Origin of the sequence: Pedobacter sp. PF22-3 (genome assembly GCF_026239555.1) — a bacterium.
In the GTDB taxonomy this organism is placed as follows: Bacteria; Bacteroidota; Bacteroidia; order Sphingobacteriales; family Sphingobacteriaceae; genus Pedobacter.
In genome coordinates this window covers 224,341-239,726 of the sequence record NZ_JAPIVP010000007.1, presented here as the reverse complement: position 1 = coordinate 239,726, position 15,386 = coordinate 224,341, and the positions used below count along the sequence as shown (strand labels likewise).

The following is a 15,386-nucleotide window of genomic DNA, read 5'->3' as shown; positions in this document are numbered from 1 at the left end:
ATACGATCTAAAATATCGAAGGGAATAAAAGCTTTTAACTTTAGTCTTTCTGCTTTGGTCTTTCCACTTTAATCTTCGCTTATTTATAATTGTCTTTTAAAAACTCCAGGTATTCATTAATCCGTGTCCTGTCTGTTAATTTTTCAAAATTTTCTTTACTGATGATAAAACCTTTATACAGGTTGGCCGGAACTTTCATAATGTTCTTTAACTGACCAACAATGCTCGATTCGTAAAGTTTGGCATCCTCTAGATCGATAAAACTCGTAATGTAAATTAACTGGTCATTATCCAACTCTACCAATTTATGTTCCAAATCGTTGTCGGGGTAATTTCCACGGTTAAACTGACCTATCCCAAAACGCGATGAACTTAGGGTTAAAGTGGCATCAGCTACGTCGATCACATAATAATACTCTTCTGATTTTGCCGTACTGAAAACACTAACAGGTTTGGTTGGATCAACCGGTTTAACTTCAACAGGTTTTTCTACCGGAATTGGTTCAGCTTTTTTTGCTACAGGATTTTCAACTACCAGTGGTTTTGTTGGTACGGCAACTGTTGCGGCCTGACTTACAAAACGAGGCGCGTTTGCATCAAAATCGATCAGTGCAACCGGACGTTGTTTAAATTCGTCAAGATTGGCCTCAATATACTTTAAGTGATCGCGTACCAGAGGTGTAATAATTTTATCGTTAGGATAGCGATTGGTAATCAGGTTAAATTCGGTAAGTAGCTGATCAAGCTTTGCAGTACGGCCAACAGCAATGGCTTTTAGGTAAGCATATTGCGGCGCAAGATCATTTTCAGGGAAAGCTGTAATATTATCATCAGCCTGTTTTACCACATTGGCATAATCTTTTTTTGCATAGGCATCAAAAGTTGCATTGTAATTGTTGATGGCTATATTTTCCAACTGCGTTTGCTTGGCCGAATACGATGGATCTAAAATATTTTTTGCAAAATTAGATTCAGGGAATTTGCTGAGCACCAATTGTTTATACTGCTCAGATTTTACTTCATCAACACCTTTATAATTGAGGTATAAACTGTAATAAATGGCAACCAGGTGGTTGTTATCCGGATATCTTTTGATCAGTTCCAGGTATATTTTATTTGCTTCGGTCTTATCATTCAGTTCTTGTTGGTAAAAACTGGCAATTTCAAAATAAGCATCAATAATTTTCTGATCGGATGCTGCCAATAGTGCAGGTGTAGTTGGTAAAGCATCCAAAAACTGTTTTTCCAGCGATGTCTGATCTGCAACTGCTGGGTTGTTTTGTCCAGTTGCAGGTATAATTTCGGTAGCTACTTTTCCTCCGGCTAAAACCTGGTTGGTTTCCTGTGCAGATGAGCGAATACTCTGGCGCCAGTTATCTTCCAACTGTCTCGTTCCCCATCGTTTCTTAAAATCACCAAAGCCATTGCTGATTGCCGCATTATTATTAAAATAAAAGGTGTTTCCTGCACTATTGTTTGGTGTATTTAAACTTATGTTCGGAAAATCAGGATCGTTTAAAAATTGATTGTTGATTACGCCGCCTGTATTGCTCACTACAACCCTTGGCGTTAAATATGCTTTAACTTTGGCCTCACGTTCAGCAGCCGGAAGTTTGGCAAAGGCCTGGGCAGTATCTTCTTTGGAGATAATGGTATACCTGTCAGTTAAATATTGCAGGTTATCTGCTTTTTTAACAATGTTGTCGTAATCAGGAAAGTTTTTGGGCAAAATCATCACGGTACTATCGTAGTACAGTTTTGCTTTAATGTAGTTGTTAAACTCTTTAAAGTTTAAATCGGCAATTCTTAAATATGATAGCGCCTTTTGCGTTTGGTTTCTGGTGCTTTTTAAAACCGATTTATGGTAGTTCTCCTCTGCCTTTACAAAGTTTCCCTCTGCAGAGAAAAGCTCTCCTACCTGGTAATAAATCTGATCGGTGTAGTCAGTATTCTTATCATCTTTTAATAAAGCTAAAAGTTGTTGTTCCTTGTTAAATTTTTCTCCATTTAGTAGTGCTCTCAGCTTAATCCGGTTTAAATTTGCATGAAAATACATTTCGAAAGGTGCATTGCTTTTTTCAACTTTGGTGAAATTGGCATAAGCATCCTGGATGTTTTTCTCCTTTTCCTGTAATTGTGCCAATATAAAGCGCCAACGGATGCGCAACTGTTTTTCTGCAGGCAATGCAATGGCTGATTCTAAAAATAAGATGGCTTCTTTATTGCGTTTCTGATAAATGCGCATCTGGGCAGCTGTAGCCAGGGGTTCGGCGAGGTCCTTTTTTAACTGATCGGAAGCGCGCAGCATGGTATCGATAATTTTATCGGCCAGTACCATATTATTGAGTTCCATTTGGCTACGTGCTTTCCAGTTCATGGCCATAATAAAGGTCTTCAGGTCGCTGTTGTAGGTTTTTGCCGTGTAATCAAAGTATTCTGATGCAATAAAATAATTGCCTTTAAGGTAATTCGCCTTGCCCAAAAGCATGTAGGCATCATCAATATAGTTGCTGAAACTTTTATCGTTGATAATGGTTTGTCCTTTGGTAATCACCTCATCAAGCTGTTTATTGGCTGCGCCCGGTGTAAGTACCAGATTGATCTGTGGCTCAGGATCGAGATAAACAGGTAAAGTCTTTTCGTAATTATCGCTATAGCTTTGTAACAGATTTTCATTGTACTCGCTTAGTAAAACATTGGCATTATAGATATAGTTGTATTTTGCCGTTAAGTTTTGAAACCTACGATCTACTGCGGTATCTTTATTTGCGACACAGCCATAAATAAAAATACTGATGAGGATGAAAAAGGGATTTAAGTTTTTGTTAGCGTAATTTTTCAAGTATGATAAATCTCTTTAGGTGGATGTACAATAAACAATATATGTAGAAAAATATTTTATTTGGCAACAAATTTTAATTATTCAAAGTTAATTTAATTATTGCATTAAAAAATGGAAAATCCGAAAGAAGAAGATACAAAGAAAAAGATAAATGCAGCAGCAAAATATTTTGCTATTGGTTTCCAGATGATCGCTACCATAGGCCTGCTTACTTTTGTAGGTTATAAAATTGATGAGCACCGAAACAGTAAAACCAATTTAATTACAGCAGCTTTTGCTTTGGCAGGAGTGGGGATTGCGCTTTATCAGGCGATCAGGCAGGCTACCAGGAGTTAGTTATCGGTTGGCAATTTTCAGTTGGCAGTTTTCGGTTAACCCAACTAACAACATAACGATTTTTCAATTACCGATTAACCAGTTCAAACGGTTAACCAATGCCAGCCTTCATAATATTTCTCATCTGTAGTACTTACTTGATACTAAAAACCTTATCTTTGCAAAAAGTTTTATCTGCTAAGAAATTATACATTGACTCTAGCCAAATTTACAAGTATCTATTTGATTTTCGTAGGCCTATTGATAGGTATTATTGCCGTTTTACCTTTAGTATTTCCTGATAAGCAGCTTTTGGTGAGCAATTTTTGGGTGATGTTTGGCTTTTTGGCTGGTATCACTTATATCGCTTACATGCTGGTTGATATCGGTGTAAAACGTGATCCTGAAGTAGGTGTAATGGCTATTATGGGATCAATTGCGGTGAAGATGATTTTTTGTATGGCTTTTGTGTTGATTTACAGTATAAAAGCAAAGGGAATTGGGCTTGTATTTCTGCTTAATTTTTTTTCTTTATATTTATTGTTTACGGTCTTTGAAGTTTACTGTTTGTTACGTAACTTGCGCCACCAAAATTTAAAGTAAAAAACTGCCAATAAATGGATTGTAACCGAGTTTTTGTGTCTAAAGTTAAAAGGCTAACTGTTGTTTTTACGCTTTTAATCGCGTTTTTATCTATCAAAATTGATACTTTCGCTCAAGTTGATAGCGCTGTTGTACCTGTTGATAGTGCTGTTGCGGAATCTGCTCATGCTGTTTCTGGTGAGCACGGTGCAGAGGCCAATCATGGTAAGGAAAAATTCGAGCCTACCAAAGTAATTATGGAACACATTGCCGATTCGCACATGTGGCATCTTTGGGGGCATACTTCATTACCTCTTCCGGTAATTTTATATACGCCTAATGGTTTAGAGATTTTCTCATCTGCTAATTTTCACCACGGCGAACACGATTATAACGGTAAATACAATAACTATCGTTTAGAAGAAGATCATATTAAGGTGGTTGCTGCTGATGGTAAAGTTGATGAAGAAGCGAGTAAATCTGTTTTAGATTTCTCGATCACTAAAAACGTTGCAGCAATGTTTGTGGCCATTTTGGTAATCCTTATCGTATTTATTTCGGTAGCATCATCATATAAAAAACGCGTTGGTAAATCACCAAAAGGTTTGCAATCTTTTATTGAGCCTATAGTGATTTTTGTTAGAGATGACATTGCTAAGCCAAACATCGGTCATAAATATGCGAAGTTTATGCCGTATTTGTTAACTACATTCTTCTTTCTTCTTTTTAATAACTTATTAGGTTTGGTGCCAATTTTTCCTGGCAGTGCGAACGTTACAGGTAATATTGCTTTAACTTTTGTAATGGCCTTAGGTACTTTAATTGTCGTTAACATCAATGGTAACAAATATTATTGGAAGCACATATTTTTACCGGATGTTCCATTTTGGTTATGGCCTTTAATGGTTGTAGTTGAGGTTGTAGGGGTTATTTCAAAGCCGTTTGCTCTAATGGTGCGTTTGTTCGCGAACATGACTGCTGGACACATTATCGTATTAAGTTTAATTTCCTTAATCTTTATTTTCGAAACATTGGCTATTGCACCTGTTTCGGTAGCATTCGTAATATTTATGGATGTACTGGAGTTGTTGGTAGCATTTTTACAGGCCTTTATTTTTACATTATTAACTGCCTTGTTTATTGGTATGGCAGTAGAAGAACATCATTAATAGAAAACTATTTTTTACAATTAATATAAATTAAATTAGTTATGGTAGGTTCAATCGCGGCAATTGGTGCCGGTTTAGCAGTAATCGGTGCAGGTATCGGTATCGGTCAAGTAGGTGGTAAAGCAATGGAAGGTATTGCTCGTCAACCAGAAGCTGCATCAAAAATTCAGACTGCAATGATTATCGCTGCTGCCCTTATTGAGGGTGTTGCTTTATTCGGTGTGGTAGTTGCATTATTAGGCTTAAACGGTTAATAATCACTGAAAAAATTAGATAGAGTATTTAACGATTGGTTAATACTCTATCTTAATTAACAAGATTAAGATTAAAAAAAATAGATAAAATGGATTTAGTAACCCCAAGCATAGGATTGGTTTTTTGGACATCATTAGCATTCATCTGCTTGTTGATCCTACTTAGAAAATTTGCATGGAAACCTATTTTAGGTGCAATTCACGAACGTGAGCAAAGCATTGATGAAGCTTTAAATAAAGCTGAATTGGCTAAACAGGAAATGGCTCGTTTAACCAGTCAGAACCAGGATTTAATGCAACAGGCTCGTGCTGAACGTGACGAAATTTTGAAGGAAGCTAAAACCTTGAAAGATGGTATCTTAAACGAAGCTAAAAAACAAGCTCAGGTTGAAGGTACTAAATTGATCGAGAAAGCTAAAATCGAGATCGAAAACCAAAAGAAAGCAGCTTTAGCTGAAGTTAAAGACCAGGTTTCTTCTTTATCATTAGAAATTGCAGAACGTGTTTTACGTACACAATTAGATGATAAAACCAAACAGGAAGCTTTAGTAGCTAACTTGTTAAAAGACGTTGAATTAAACTAAGCGTATTGCGTAAAGCGGTAAGCGTGCCAAACGCCAAACGCTAAGCGCCAACCCAAAAGATATGTCAGAAATTAAAGTTGCAGGCAGATATGCCAAATCATTAATAGACTTAGCCGTTGAAAACAACGACTTAGAAGCTTCTTATAATGATATGGTTTTGTTTGAGAAAGTTGTTGAAGAAACCCCTGAACTAGAAGCAATATTAAAAAACCCGATTGTACCTTTAGATAAGAAAACTGGTATTTTAAACGGGATCTTTGCTGATAAAGTGGGTAAATTAACCATTACTTTTTTCAAAACCGTTGTAAATAAAGGGCGTTCAGCTATATTATTTGCCACTGCAAAACAATTTATACAGCAATACAATCTTCTTAAAGGTATTGTTACTGCCGATGTAACTACAGCAAGCGCATTAAGCCCTGAAGCCAAAGAGCAGATTATAGCAATTGTAAAAAAAGAATTAGGCGCCAACCAGGTGATTGTTAACGAAAAAATTAATGAGAAGCTAATTGGTGGTTTTATATTAAAAGTTGGTGATAAGCAATTTGATGCAAGTATTGCCAGCGGTTTAAGTAAACTTAAAAAAGAATTTGCGCAATAGCGGATATCGTTTTGCGTAGGGCGTTTAGCGTTAATTTGCAAAATGCCCAAAAAAAATAGTGAAGCGTGAGTGTAAGGCGATAGAACGCCAAACGCGTGGCGCCAAACAAAAATATTGCGATAAGCGGATGGCGAATAAATGCCAGGCGCCATGCGCTAAGCACTAAACATTTACAAAAAGATATAAAGTAAAATTATGGTAGAGGTAAGACCAGACGAAGTATCGGCAATTATCAGACAGCAATTGGCGGGCTTCAAATCAGAAACCGAACTGGAAGAAGTTGGTACCGTGTTGCAAGTGGGCGACGGTATTGCCCGTGTTTACGGTTTAACTAAAGTTCAATCGGGAGAGTTAGTTGAATTTGCAAACGGCTTACAAGGTATTGTATTAAACCTTGAAGAAGATAACGTTGGTGTAGTACTTTTGGGTGCTTCAGACGAGATCAAAGAAGGTGATACCATTAAACGTACCAAAAAAATTGCCTCTATTAAAGTTGGTGAAGGTATGCTTGGCCGCGTAGTGAACACTTTAGGTGAACCTTTAGATGGTAAAGGTCCGATCTTGGGTGAAACTTACGAAATGCCTTTAGAGCGTAAAGCACCAGGCGTAATTTACCGTCAGCCGGTAAATGAGCCTTTACAAACTGGTATTAAAGCAATCGATGCAATGATTCCAATCGGTCGTGGTCAACGTGAGTTGGTTATTGGTGACCGTCAGATTGGTAAAACTGCTGTTTGTATTGATACCATTATCAACCAAAAAGAATTTTATGAAGCAGGCCAGCCTGTGTTCTGTATTTATGTAGCTATCGGTCAGAAAAACTCTACTGTAGCCAACATTGTACGTACACTTGAAGAAAACGGTGCTTTACCATATACAGTTGTTGTTGCTGCTTCGGCTGCAGATCCTGCTCCAATGCAGTTCTATGCTCCGTTTGCAGGCGCTGCAATTGGTGAGTTTTTCCGTGATACTGGTAGACCAGCCTTAATTGTTTATGATGATTTATCTAAACAAGCTGTAGCTTACCGTGAGGTATCTTTATTACTTCGTCGTCCACCGGGCCGTGAAGCTTATCCAGGTGACGTTTTCTACTTACACAGCCGTTTGTTAGAGAGAGCTGCGAAAATTAACGCTAACGATGATATCGCTAAAAACATGAACGATTTACCTGAGTCGATTAAACATATCGTTAAAGGTGGCGGTTCATTAACAGCACTTCCAATTATCGAAACACAGGCGGGTGACGTTTCTGCCTATATCCCAACCAACGTAATTTCAATTACTGATGGTCAGATTTTCTTAGAGTCGAACTTGTTCAACTCAGGTATCCGTCCGGCAATTAACGTAGGTATTTCTGTATCACGTGTGGGTGGTAATGCGCAGATTAAATCGATGAAGAAAGTAGCAGGTACTTTAAAATTAGATCAGGCTCAATACCGTGAGTTGGAGGCTTTCTCTAAATTCGGTTCTGACTTAGATGCTGCAACTAAATCGGTATTGGATAAAGGTGCTCGTAACGTAGAAATGTTGAAACAAGCACAGTTCTCTCCTTTTACTGTAGAGAAACAAGTTGCAATTGTTTATGCCGGTACTAAAAACTTAATGCGTAACGTTCCGATTAACAAAGTAAAAGAATTTGAAACTGAATTCTTAACTCAATTGGAATTACGTCATCCTGAAACTTTATCGGCATTAAAAGCTGGTAAATTTGATGATAACATTACTGGTGTTTTAGATACAGTAGCAAAAGAGATTTCAAGTAAATATTAATAAGCTAAGTGCAGGGCGTTAAGCGTTAGGCGATGGCCGGACGCTCAACGCCCTTCGCTCCACGCAAAACTAAAGAATGGCTAATTTAAAAGAAGTAAGAAACCGGATTGCATCTGTACAGTCAACACAGCAGATTACCAAAGCTATGAAAATGGTTTCGGCGGCTAAGTTGAAACGTGCTACCAATGCAATTATCGCTTTACGTCCTTATGCAACTAAACTGAAAGAGATTTTAGGTAATCTATCTGCAAGTTTGGAAGGCTCTTCATCACCCTTTATCCAGGAGCGTGAGCCCAATAAGGTTTTAATTGTTACTGTTTCATCAAACCGTGGTTTGGCTGGAGCTTTTAACATGAACGTAATTAAAGCGGCCAATAATTTAATTGCTGAGAAATATAGCGAACAGTTGAAAAACGGGAATGTGAGCATTATTTCTATCGGTAAGAAAACTCAGGATTTTTACGAAAAACGTAAATACAATGTTATTGGTAACAATAACGAAGTATATTCGGCTTTAACTTTCGAAAACGTAACCAAAATTACGGATGCGATTATGGCTGGTTTTATTAAAGGTGACTTTGATAAAGTAGAAGTGGTGTATAACCGTTTTAGAAACGCAGCAGTTCAGTTTATTACTACTGAGCAGTTATTGCCTTTGCCTAAAGCAGAAGAAACACCGGCAGATCTAAAAACCGATAAGAAAACAACTAACGTTGATTATATTTTAGAGCCTTCTCAAGAAGAAATTGTAGAACAATTAATTCCTAAATCAATTAAAATCCAGTTGTACAAAGCTGTGTTGGATTCTCATGCTTCTGAGCACGGTGCACGTATGACATCAATGGATAAAGCAACTGAAAATGCAGGTGAATTATTAAAAGCCTTAAAACTTTCATATAACCAGGCACGTCAGGCAGCAATTACAACTGAATTAACTGAGATTGTAAGTGGTGCAGCAGCATTAAACGGATAGTAGGTTTCAAGTTCTCAGTTTTGAGTTTGCAGTACTAATTGCATAAAATAAAAAGCCCATTTCTTAATTGAGATGGGCTTTTTATTGATTTAATCTAATATTAATCCAGAATAATTATGTTTTTTATGGATTGTAATCCAAAATAATTATGTTTTTTATGGATTGTAATCTAAAATAATTATACTTTTGTATAAGTATATTTTATTATGATTGTTCGTAAACAGTTGGATTACGCTTTTGCTAGGCTTTTTAAAGGGAAAGCCTTTATTATCTTTGGACCACGCCAAACCGGTAAAACTACTTTTGTTGAGCAGTTATTGGCAAAGGTTGATAAAAAGACCCTATACCTCAATGGGGATGATGTGGATGTAAGAGAAACTTTGGCTAAACCTAATGCGGCACAAATAGCACAAATGCTCGCGGGTTACGAAGTACTTTTTATAGATGAGGCCCAACGGATCAATGATGTAGGCTTGCTCATCAAAATCATTGTAGACCGCTTTAAACCTGTTCAGGTTATTGCCACGGGTTCATCAGCGTTTGAGTTATCAGGCAAAATAAACGAGCCCTTAACCGGTAGAAAATATGAAATGATGCTTTTACCATTTTCATACGCAGAGCTGGTAAATGATAGTGATTTTATTACCGAAGAAAGGTCATTGGAACAGCGGTTAATTTATGGATCCTATCCGGAAATCATCAACGATCCGCAAAGTGCAGAAGAGCATTTAAAATTACTCGCAGATAGTTATCTCTATAAAGACCTCTTCACTTTGGAAGATGTTAAAAAGCCGCTACTTTTCGAAAAAATTGTAAAGGCACTGGCATTGCAGATTGGGAGTGAAGTTAACTTTTCTGAGCTGGCACAATTGGTAAAGGCTGATCAGAAAACGGTTGACAAGTACATCAGTTTGCTTGAAAAATCGTTTGTGGTGTTTAGTTTACCTGCTTTTGCTGGTAATGTGCGTAATGAGATTAAAAAAAATAAGAAAATCTATTTTTACGATACGGGTATTGTGAATGCCATTACCCGGAATTTCAACCCTTTAGCTAATAGGAATGATGTTGGCGCACTTTTCGAAAATTATATGATTGCTGAGCGGATGAAGTTTTTGCACCAGAACCAGATAGAGTCATCATGCTTTTTCTGGCGTACCACGCAACAACAGGAAATTGATTATATAGAAAAAACAAAAGAGAAATTCTTGGCCGTTGAGTTTAAATGGAGCGAAAGAGGGAAAAATAAAATTCCGCTTACTTTTACCAATGCTTATCCTGGTGCAGAAACATTATTGGTATCAAAAACCGATAGAGGAAGTTTTTTGAATGGTTAAATCATTCATTGATAAACTGAGATGCCCATTCTTTTAAATTGCAATGGGCATCTTAGTTATTTATAATATTAAATCATATTTATCCATAACTAATCTCAAATATCCGTTTTCTAATTTTTTACTCACATTCTTTTCATTGTAAACCATTGCATTAAATTTAGCTTCTAAAATATATGTGCCCGACTTTAATGTCTTTAAACTTGTGATTTCAAATTTTGAATTCTTTTGAGCATCAGAGCTTAATAGTGGAGGTCTTCGAAAATCGTCTGAACCATATGTTTTATATCCATCAGATAGGCTTATTGCAACACCATTTTGTATATTATCCCTATCATAGTCCAGCGCATAATTTCTTGTCCCGACTGTAAATAAATCCATAACATCTTTTGGCCTCAAAATCAGTGATTGCAACATCGATGTTTTTTTATAAGTTTTAATAAATATTACATCGACTTTTTTTCCATCAGTATATATTCCATAATCCCGTGAGTATAAAACTGAATCTTTAATGCCAGATATATAATAAGCATTGCCGACAATTGAATCTACTTTTGAATACGGTTGACGATTACCGGCTCCGGATAAACTGGAATATTCAGATAGCTTATAAGTGATCCCATCGATACTGTAAGAAATGCTGTCGTGAGCATATTCTAAAGGGTCTTCTTTTTCGATAACTACTGGCGGTTCAATAATCGGATTGTCCTTCTTGCAGGCTGCAAAGAAAAATAGGGCAATAGCTATCCCTAGTAAGTGTTTGTTTTTCATCGTAATTGATTTTATTTGTGTGTGCCCAAAAATAGTTATTTTTATAACTAAAATTTTAATTGATAGGAAAATTATTCTGAGTATTGGTTAAGGTTAGTAGCTATTCTTTGATGGAAATGTATTTTTTTAAATTTTATATAGATTTTTTTTGGTCCGGTTAATTATCGCCTTTTAATATCTTTGTAGCCTAATATCAGGTTATGAAAAAATACATCCTCATTATCTTATCGCTTGTTCCATTTTTGGTGAAAGCCCAAAATCCAGCCCGTGATTATACCAATGCAGTGCTTTGGCAGCAAACTTCGGGAGAATACCGTTCACTGTGTTTCCAGGCCTACAATTTTGCACGTTTATCGTTAAAAGAAGCTTTGTGGGCAGATACAAGTAGAAAACCAAATTGTGTGATTGTTGATATTGATGAAACGGTTCTAGACAATTCAGCTTTCCAGGGGCATGAAATTAAAAAAGGACTAAGTTATGTGTCGGAAGACTGGACCGAATGGACAAATCTGGCTCAGGCCGATACTGTTCCGGGTGCATTGGCTTTTTTAAAGTTTGCAGCATCAAAGAGCATCGAAACCTTTTATGTGAGCAACCGCGGTGAAAAAGATTATGCAGCTACGTTAAAAAATCTGCAGCACTTTGGCTTCCCTTATGCAGATGATGCACATTTAATCGTTTCAAAAGGAACCTCAAATAAAGAGCCACGGCGCCAAAAAATTAGCGAAATGTACAATATTCTATTGTTATGCGGCGATAATTTAAGCGATTTCAGCAATGTTTTTTATCGCGAAAATAAAAATACCTTCGAGCAGGTAAACGCAAATCAGAACCTATTTGGAACAAAGTATATCGTGTTGCCCAACCCAATGTACGGTGATTGGGAAAAGCCTTTGTATCAGGGAGAAAAACTTAGTGATAAGGATAAAGCTAAACAAAGGTTAGAAAGATTAAAAAGTTACTAAGTTTTAGCATTATTCGGCAATAAGTATTACTTTTGCAGCATCATAAAAATAAACATTATGGAGAACAACGAATTAAAGCACAATACTGAAAGTATGAAAACGGCTAACCAGCCAGGAATTTATAAATTAATGATTTTTGGTGTATTGGTTTGCATGGTGGGTACTTACGCACGTTTCGCTTACGATTCTTGGCAGGTATCATTGGCATCATGGATTGTATTGTTCATTGGTGCAATTATTGCCATTAAAGGTGTATTCAAAATATTAGACGCATAAGCGATCTGCTATCAAAATATAAAGCCGGTTATGTTTATTCATGACCGGCTTTTTTGTTTATTAAATAAAGTACTGCTCTTTTTCTAAAAAGCAGGTTCCTGTGGGCATCGGTTCCGAAAGCCCTGCCATCCGCTTTACTTCACTGCGTTCGTGTCCGCTACTGTCAGGTTTAATTACTTAGGCAGGCCTTTCTATCTTAAACCCGACAGCAGCGGCAGCGCCTGATTCTTTACCGATGAATCGGCACTAAATTAGGATCAGGGCTAAAGCAAATGGCGGGAATGCTGTAATCCAACGGCTTCTGTATTTGCTTTCCAAAAAAAATAACACAGTTTCGGGTATCAACAGTCAATGTTGTTGAAAATGCAATCTTCTTTTTTTGAAAAGCAGGTTCCTGTGTGCATCGGTTCCGAAAGCCCTGCCATCCGCTTTACTTTACTGCGTTCGTGTCCGCTACTGTCAGGTTTAAATTACTTAGGTAGGCCTTTCTATCTTAAACCCGACAGCAGCGGCAGCCCCTGATTCTTTACCGATGAATCGGCACTAAATTAGCATCAGGGCTAAAGCAAATGGCGGGAATGCTGTAATCCAACGGCTTCTGTATTTGCTTTCCAAAAAAAATAACACAGTTTCGGGTATCAACAGTCAATGTTGTTGAAAATGCAATCTTCTTTTTTTGAAAAGCAGGTTCCTGTGTGCATCGGTTCCGAAAGTCCTGCCATCCGCTTTACTTCACTGCGTTCGTGTCCGCTACTGTCAGGTTTAAATTACTTAGGTAGGCCTTTCTATCTTAAACCCGACAGCAGCGGCAGCGCCTGATTCTTTACCGATGAATCGGCACTAAATTAGCATCAGGGCTAAAGCAAATGGCGGGACTGCTGTAACCCAATGGCTTCTGTATTTGCTTTCCAAAAAATAACACAGTTTCGGGTATCAACAGTCAATGTTGTTGAAAATGCAATCTTCTTTTTTGAAAAGCAGGTTCCTGTGTGCATCGGTTCCGAAAGCCCTGCCATCCGCTTTACTTCACTGCGTTCGTGTCCGCTCCTGTCAGGTTTAAATTACTTAGGTAGGCCTTTCTATTCTAAATAAATAATCTTGTAGCTTTCGGGTTACATTGTAATTAGCATTTTGTTTTTACTTTATGGAAATACAGGTTATATAACATCTCTATATAAACATTTTGTTTTTTGGGTTACCTAAAGCACTTTGCAGTATTAATTGGAAAGAGCGTTGCAAACCAACCCAAAACGTAAAACTTCTAATGGCCATTTGAAGCAAATATTTAAAATGATTATTTATTTAGAACCACACAATCATGAAAAGGAATATTATTGCTATAGCCATAGTTTTAACAATTTTTGGCTGCCAAAACGAAAATAAAAAATATGCAGGCGCTGATACCGTAGCGCTGGAGCCTCTGAGCAAAGAATCTGCAGATAGTACTGCCGCTGAGAAAATCATCAAAACTGCCGATATGCGTTTTAGGGTTAAAGACGTGCAGCAGGCCAAAGAACAGCTGAGTAAAACCATTAAAGGAGAAGGGGGGACTGTTGCGGAGTTTTCTATCGAAAGCACTATCCAGGAAACGGATAAAGTAAAACAATCTACAGATTCTTTAAAAGAAATTACAGCCTATCGCACTGAAGGTTATCTGGTGGCGAAGATTCCATCTGAAAAACTAGATGAATTTACCAATACCATTGCAAAAATAGCGGTCTTTGTCGATCACCAATCGATGAAGCTGGACGATCAGAGCATTGCTTATTTGGCCAATAAACTGAAAGCTCAGAATAGAGTTGATGCAATTGAAAAGATTAATAAAGTAGCCTCAAAAAAAAGTACCAATGTGGAATCGTCTCTTTATATCAAAGACGATTATGTAGATAAGAAAATCGAGAATATGCAGATCGATAGTCGGGTAAAATTTAGTACCATCACGCTTAATTTTTATCAGGATAATACCGTAAAAACCATGATTGTTGCTAACGATAACCTGTACGATTACCGTCCGGCATTTATAAACAGGTTGTGGTTGGGCATTGTAAATGGCTGGACGATTTTTAAAGAAATCATTATTGCTATTTCCAATTTGTGGATGTTGATATTGGTTGGTTTTGCAATCTTCTTCATCATAAAGTATTTTATCCGGAAGAATAAACTGGCAATGGATCAAGCGACTAAAAACATGATCGATCAGGCCAGGCAATAAGAATCTATCCCCATGGTTCGTGTCCGCACGAACCATTTTTTATAAAGATTTTTTAATTATGGGCAACTGACCAACGCGATCGTCATGCTGTAGCTATCGGATCAGGGTGACGGAACTTGGAAATGAGAACTATTTCTTTGCCTTAACCGCTATACCTTTAACCTTAGTTTTATTATCGCTCACAAAAGATTCCCAGCCCGAATAGGTTTTAGATTTGCCACCTGAGGTAATTTTCTGAAAGGAATGGCAAACTGCAACAGCCAAACCATCCGTAGCATCTAAAAACTCTGGTGTTTCTTTAAAATTGAGTAAACGTTGCAACATGGCAGCTACCTGCTCTTTGGTGGCGTTTCCGCTGCCTGTAATGGATTGTTTGATCTTACGTGGAGAATATTCTGTTACGGGCACATTTTTAGATAGTGCGGCAGCAATGGCAATGCCTTGTGCACGGCCAAGTTTTAGCAGTACCTGGATATTTTTACCATAAAAAGGGGCTTCTATAGCTAATACATCGGGCTTATACTGCTCCATCAGCACCACCGTTTTTTCAAATATCCGCTGAAGCTTAAGAAAAGGATCGTCTAAATGGGTCATTTTAACTACGCCCAAACTAATCAGTTCCGTTTTATTTCCCTTCTCTAAAATTACGCCATAACCCATCACCGCAGTGCCCGGATCAATGCCCATAATTACCCGTTCCTTTTTTTCGTTCAACATTACAGCAATATTAAGCATATTTGC

15 protein-coding genes are annotated in these 15,386 nt (G+C 37.4%); 12 read left to right on the top strand and 3 right to left on the bottom strand.

Going from position 1 to position 15,386, the window contains the following annotated elements:
- Positions 1–79: 79 nt before the first annotated feature.
- Positions 80–2,842, bottom strand: a complete 2,763-nt coding sequence (locus OQX63_RS11570) for a tetratricopeptide repeat protein (RefSeq protein WP_265851024.1) — start codon at positions 2,840–2,842, stop codon at positions 80–82.
- Between the two features lie 111 nt (positions 2,843–2,953).
- On the opposite strand from OQX63_RS11570, the gene OQX63_RS11565 reads away from it, so the two are divergent.
- The 9 genes from OQX63_RS11565 (at position 2,954) to OQX63_RS11525 (ending at position 10,424) form a co-directional block, all read left to right on the top strand.
- On the top strand, positions 2,954–3,178 hold the full coding sequence (locus OQX63_RS11565) for an AtpZ/AtpI family protein (protein ID WP_265851023.1): 225 nt from the start codon (positions 2,954–2,956) through the stop codon (positions 3,176–3,178).
- 240 nt (positions 3,179–3,418) lie between these two features.
- A complete protein-coding gene (locus OQX63_RS11560; protein ID WP_265851022.1) occupies positions 3,419–3,760 on the top strand; it encodes a hypothetical protein in 342 nt (113 codons plus the stop codon).
- 14 nt (positions 3,761–3,774) lie between these two features.
- On the top strand, positions 3,775–4,908 hold the full coding sequence (gene atpB, locus OQX63_RS11555) for a F0F1 ATP synthase subunit A (protein ID WP_265851021.1): 1,134 nt from the start codon (positions 3,775–3,777) through the stop codon (positions 4,906–4,908).
- Between the two features lie 41 nt (positions 4,909–4,949).
- A complete protein-coding gene (atpE, locus tag OQX63_RS11550) occupies positions 4,950–5,162 on the top strand; it encodes an ATP synthase F0 subunit C (RefSeq protein WP_133260945.1) in 213 nt (70 codons plus the stop codon).
- Between the two features lie 89 nt (positions 5,163–5,251).
- Positions 5,252–5,746 (top strand): F0F1 ATP synthase subunit B, encoded by a 495-nt coding sequence (locus OQX63_RS11545; protein ID WP_265851020.1) that lies wholly within the window; start codon positions 5,252–5,254, stop codon positions 5,744–5,746.
- Between the two features lie 61 nt (positions 5,747–5,807).
- Positions 5,808–6,347 carry an ATP synthase F1 subunit delta gene (atpH, locus tag OQX63_RS11540; protein ID WP_265851019.1) on the top strand — a complete coding sequence of 180 codons (540 nt, stop codon included), beginning with the start codon at positions 5,808–5,810 and terminating at the stop codon, positions 6,345–6,347.
- Between the two features lie 195 nt (positions 6,348–6,542).
- Positions 6,543–8,117, top strand: a complete 1,575-nt coding sequence (atpA, locus tag OQX63_RS11535) for a F0F1 ATP synthase subunit alpha (protein ID WP_265851018.1) — start codon at positions 6,543–6,545, stop codon at positions 8,115–8,117.
- 76 nt (positions 8,118–8,193) lie between these two features.
- Positions 8,194–9,090 carry an ATP synthase F1 subunit gamma gene (atpG, locus tag OQX63_RS11530; RefSeq protein WP_265851017.1) on the top strand — a complete coding sequence of 299 codons (897 nt, stop codon included), beginning with the start codon at positions 8,194–8,196 and terminating at the stop codon, positions 9,088–9,090.
- 206 nt (positions 9,091–9,296) lie between these two features.
- Entirely contained in the window at positions 9,297–10,424 is a 1,128-nt protein-coding gene (locus tag OQX63_RS11525) for an ATP-binding protein (protein WP_265851016.1), read from the top strand.
- A gap of 60 nt (positions 10,425–10,484) precedes the next feature.
- Here the strand turns inward: OQX63_RS11525 and OQX63_RS11520 are convergent, their stop codons facing one another.
- Positions 10,485–11,192 carry a hypothetical protein gene (locus tag OQX63_RS11520; protein ID WP_265851015.1) on the bottom strand — a complete coding sequence of 236 codons (708 nt, stop codon included), beginning with the start codon at positions 11,190–11,192 and terminating at the stop codon, positions 10,485–10,487.
- Positions 11,193–11,392: 200 nt separating this feature from the next.
- Between OQX63_RS11520 and OQX63_RS11515 the strand changes: the two genes are divergently transcribed.
- The 3 genes from OQX63_RS11515 (at position 11,393) to OQX63_RS11505 (ending at position 14,645) form a co-directional block, all read left to right on the top strand.
- A complete protein-coding gene (locus tag OQX63_RS11515; protein WP_265851014.1) occupies positions 11,393–12,157 on the top strand; it encodes a 5'-nucleotidase, lipoprotein e(P4) family in 765 nt (254 codons plus the stop codon).
- A 57-nt stretch (positions 12,158–12,214) separates the two neighbouring features.
- On the top strand, positions 12,215–12,433 hold the full coding sequence (locus OQX63_RS11510; protein ID WP_029278686.1) for a hypothetical protein: 219 nt from the start codon (positions 12,215–12,217) through the stop codon (positions 12,431–12,433).
- A gap of 1,318 nt (positions 12,434–13,751) precedes the next feature.
- On the top strand, positions 13,752–14,645 hold the full coding sequence (locus tag OQX63_RS11505) for a DUF4349 domain-containing protein (protein WP_265851013.1): 894 nt from the start codon (positions 13,752–13,754) through the stop codon (positions 14,643–14,645).
- A 129-nt stretch (positions 14,646–14,774) separates the two neighbouring features.
- Here the strand turns inward: OQX63_RS11505 and ruvC are convergent, their stop codons facing one another.
- Positions 14,775–15,362: a crossover junction endodeoxyribonuclease RuvC gene (gene ruvC, locus OQX63_RS11500; protein WP_265851012.1), complete on the bottom strand. Its 588-nt coding sequence runs from the start codon at positions 15,360–15,362 to the stop codon at positions 14,775–14,777.
- Positions 15,363–15,386: the final 24 nt, after the last annotated feature.

Bases quoted from the DNA above. Each gene is read 5' to 3' on its own strand.
- OQX63_RS11565 (WP_265851023.1), top strand. From the start codon at position 2,954: ATGGAAAATCCGAAAGAAGAAGATACAAAGAAAAAGATAAATGCAGCA.
- atpB (WP_265851021.1), top strand. From the start codon at position 3,775: ATGGATTGTAACCGAGTTTTTGTGTCTAAAGTTAAAAGGCTAACTGTT.
- atpE (WP_133260945.1), top strand. From the start codon at position 4,950: ATGGTAGGTTCAATCGCGGCAATTGGTGCCGGTTTAGCAGTAATCGGT.
- OQX63_RS11545 (WP_265851020.1), top strand. From the start codon at position 5,252: ATGGATTTAGTAACCCCAAGCATAGGATTGGTTTTTTGGACATCATTA.
- atpH (WP_265851019.1), top strand. From the start codon at position 5,808: ATGTCAGAAATTAAAGTTGCAGGCAGATATGCCAAATCATTAATAGAC.
- atpA (WP_265851018.1), top strand. From the start codon at position 6,543: ATGGTAGAGGTAAGACCAGACGAAGTATCGGCAATTATCAGACAGCAA.
- atpG (WP_265851017.1), top strand. From the start codon at position 8,194: ATGGCTAATTTAAAAGAAGTAAGAAACCGGATTGCATCTGTACAGTCA.
- OQX63_RS11525 (WP_265851016.1), top strand. From the start codon at position 9,297: ATGATTGTTCGTAAACAGTTGGATTACGCTTTTGCTAGGCTTTTTAAA.
- OQX63_RS11520 (WP_265851015.1), bottom strand. From the start codon at position 11,192: ATGAAAAACAAACACTTACTAGGGATAGCTATTGCCCTATTTTTCTTT.
- OQX63_RS11515 (WP_265851014.1), top strand. From the start codon at position 11,393: ATGAAAAAATACATCCTCATTATCTTATCGCTTGTTCCATTTTTGGTG.
- OQX63_RS11510 (WP_029278686.1), top strand. From the start codon at position 12,215: ATGGAGAACAACGAATTAAAGCACAATACTGAAAGTATGAAAACGGCT.
- OQX63_RS11505 (WP_265851013.1), top strand. From the start codon at position 13,752: ATGAAAAGGAATATTATTGCTATAGCCATAGTTTTAACAATTTTTGGC.
- ruvC (WP_265851012.1), bottom strand. From the start codon at position 15,362: ATGTTGAACGAAAAAAAGGAACGGGTAATTATGGGCATTGATCCGGGC.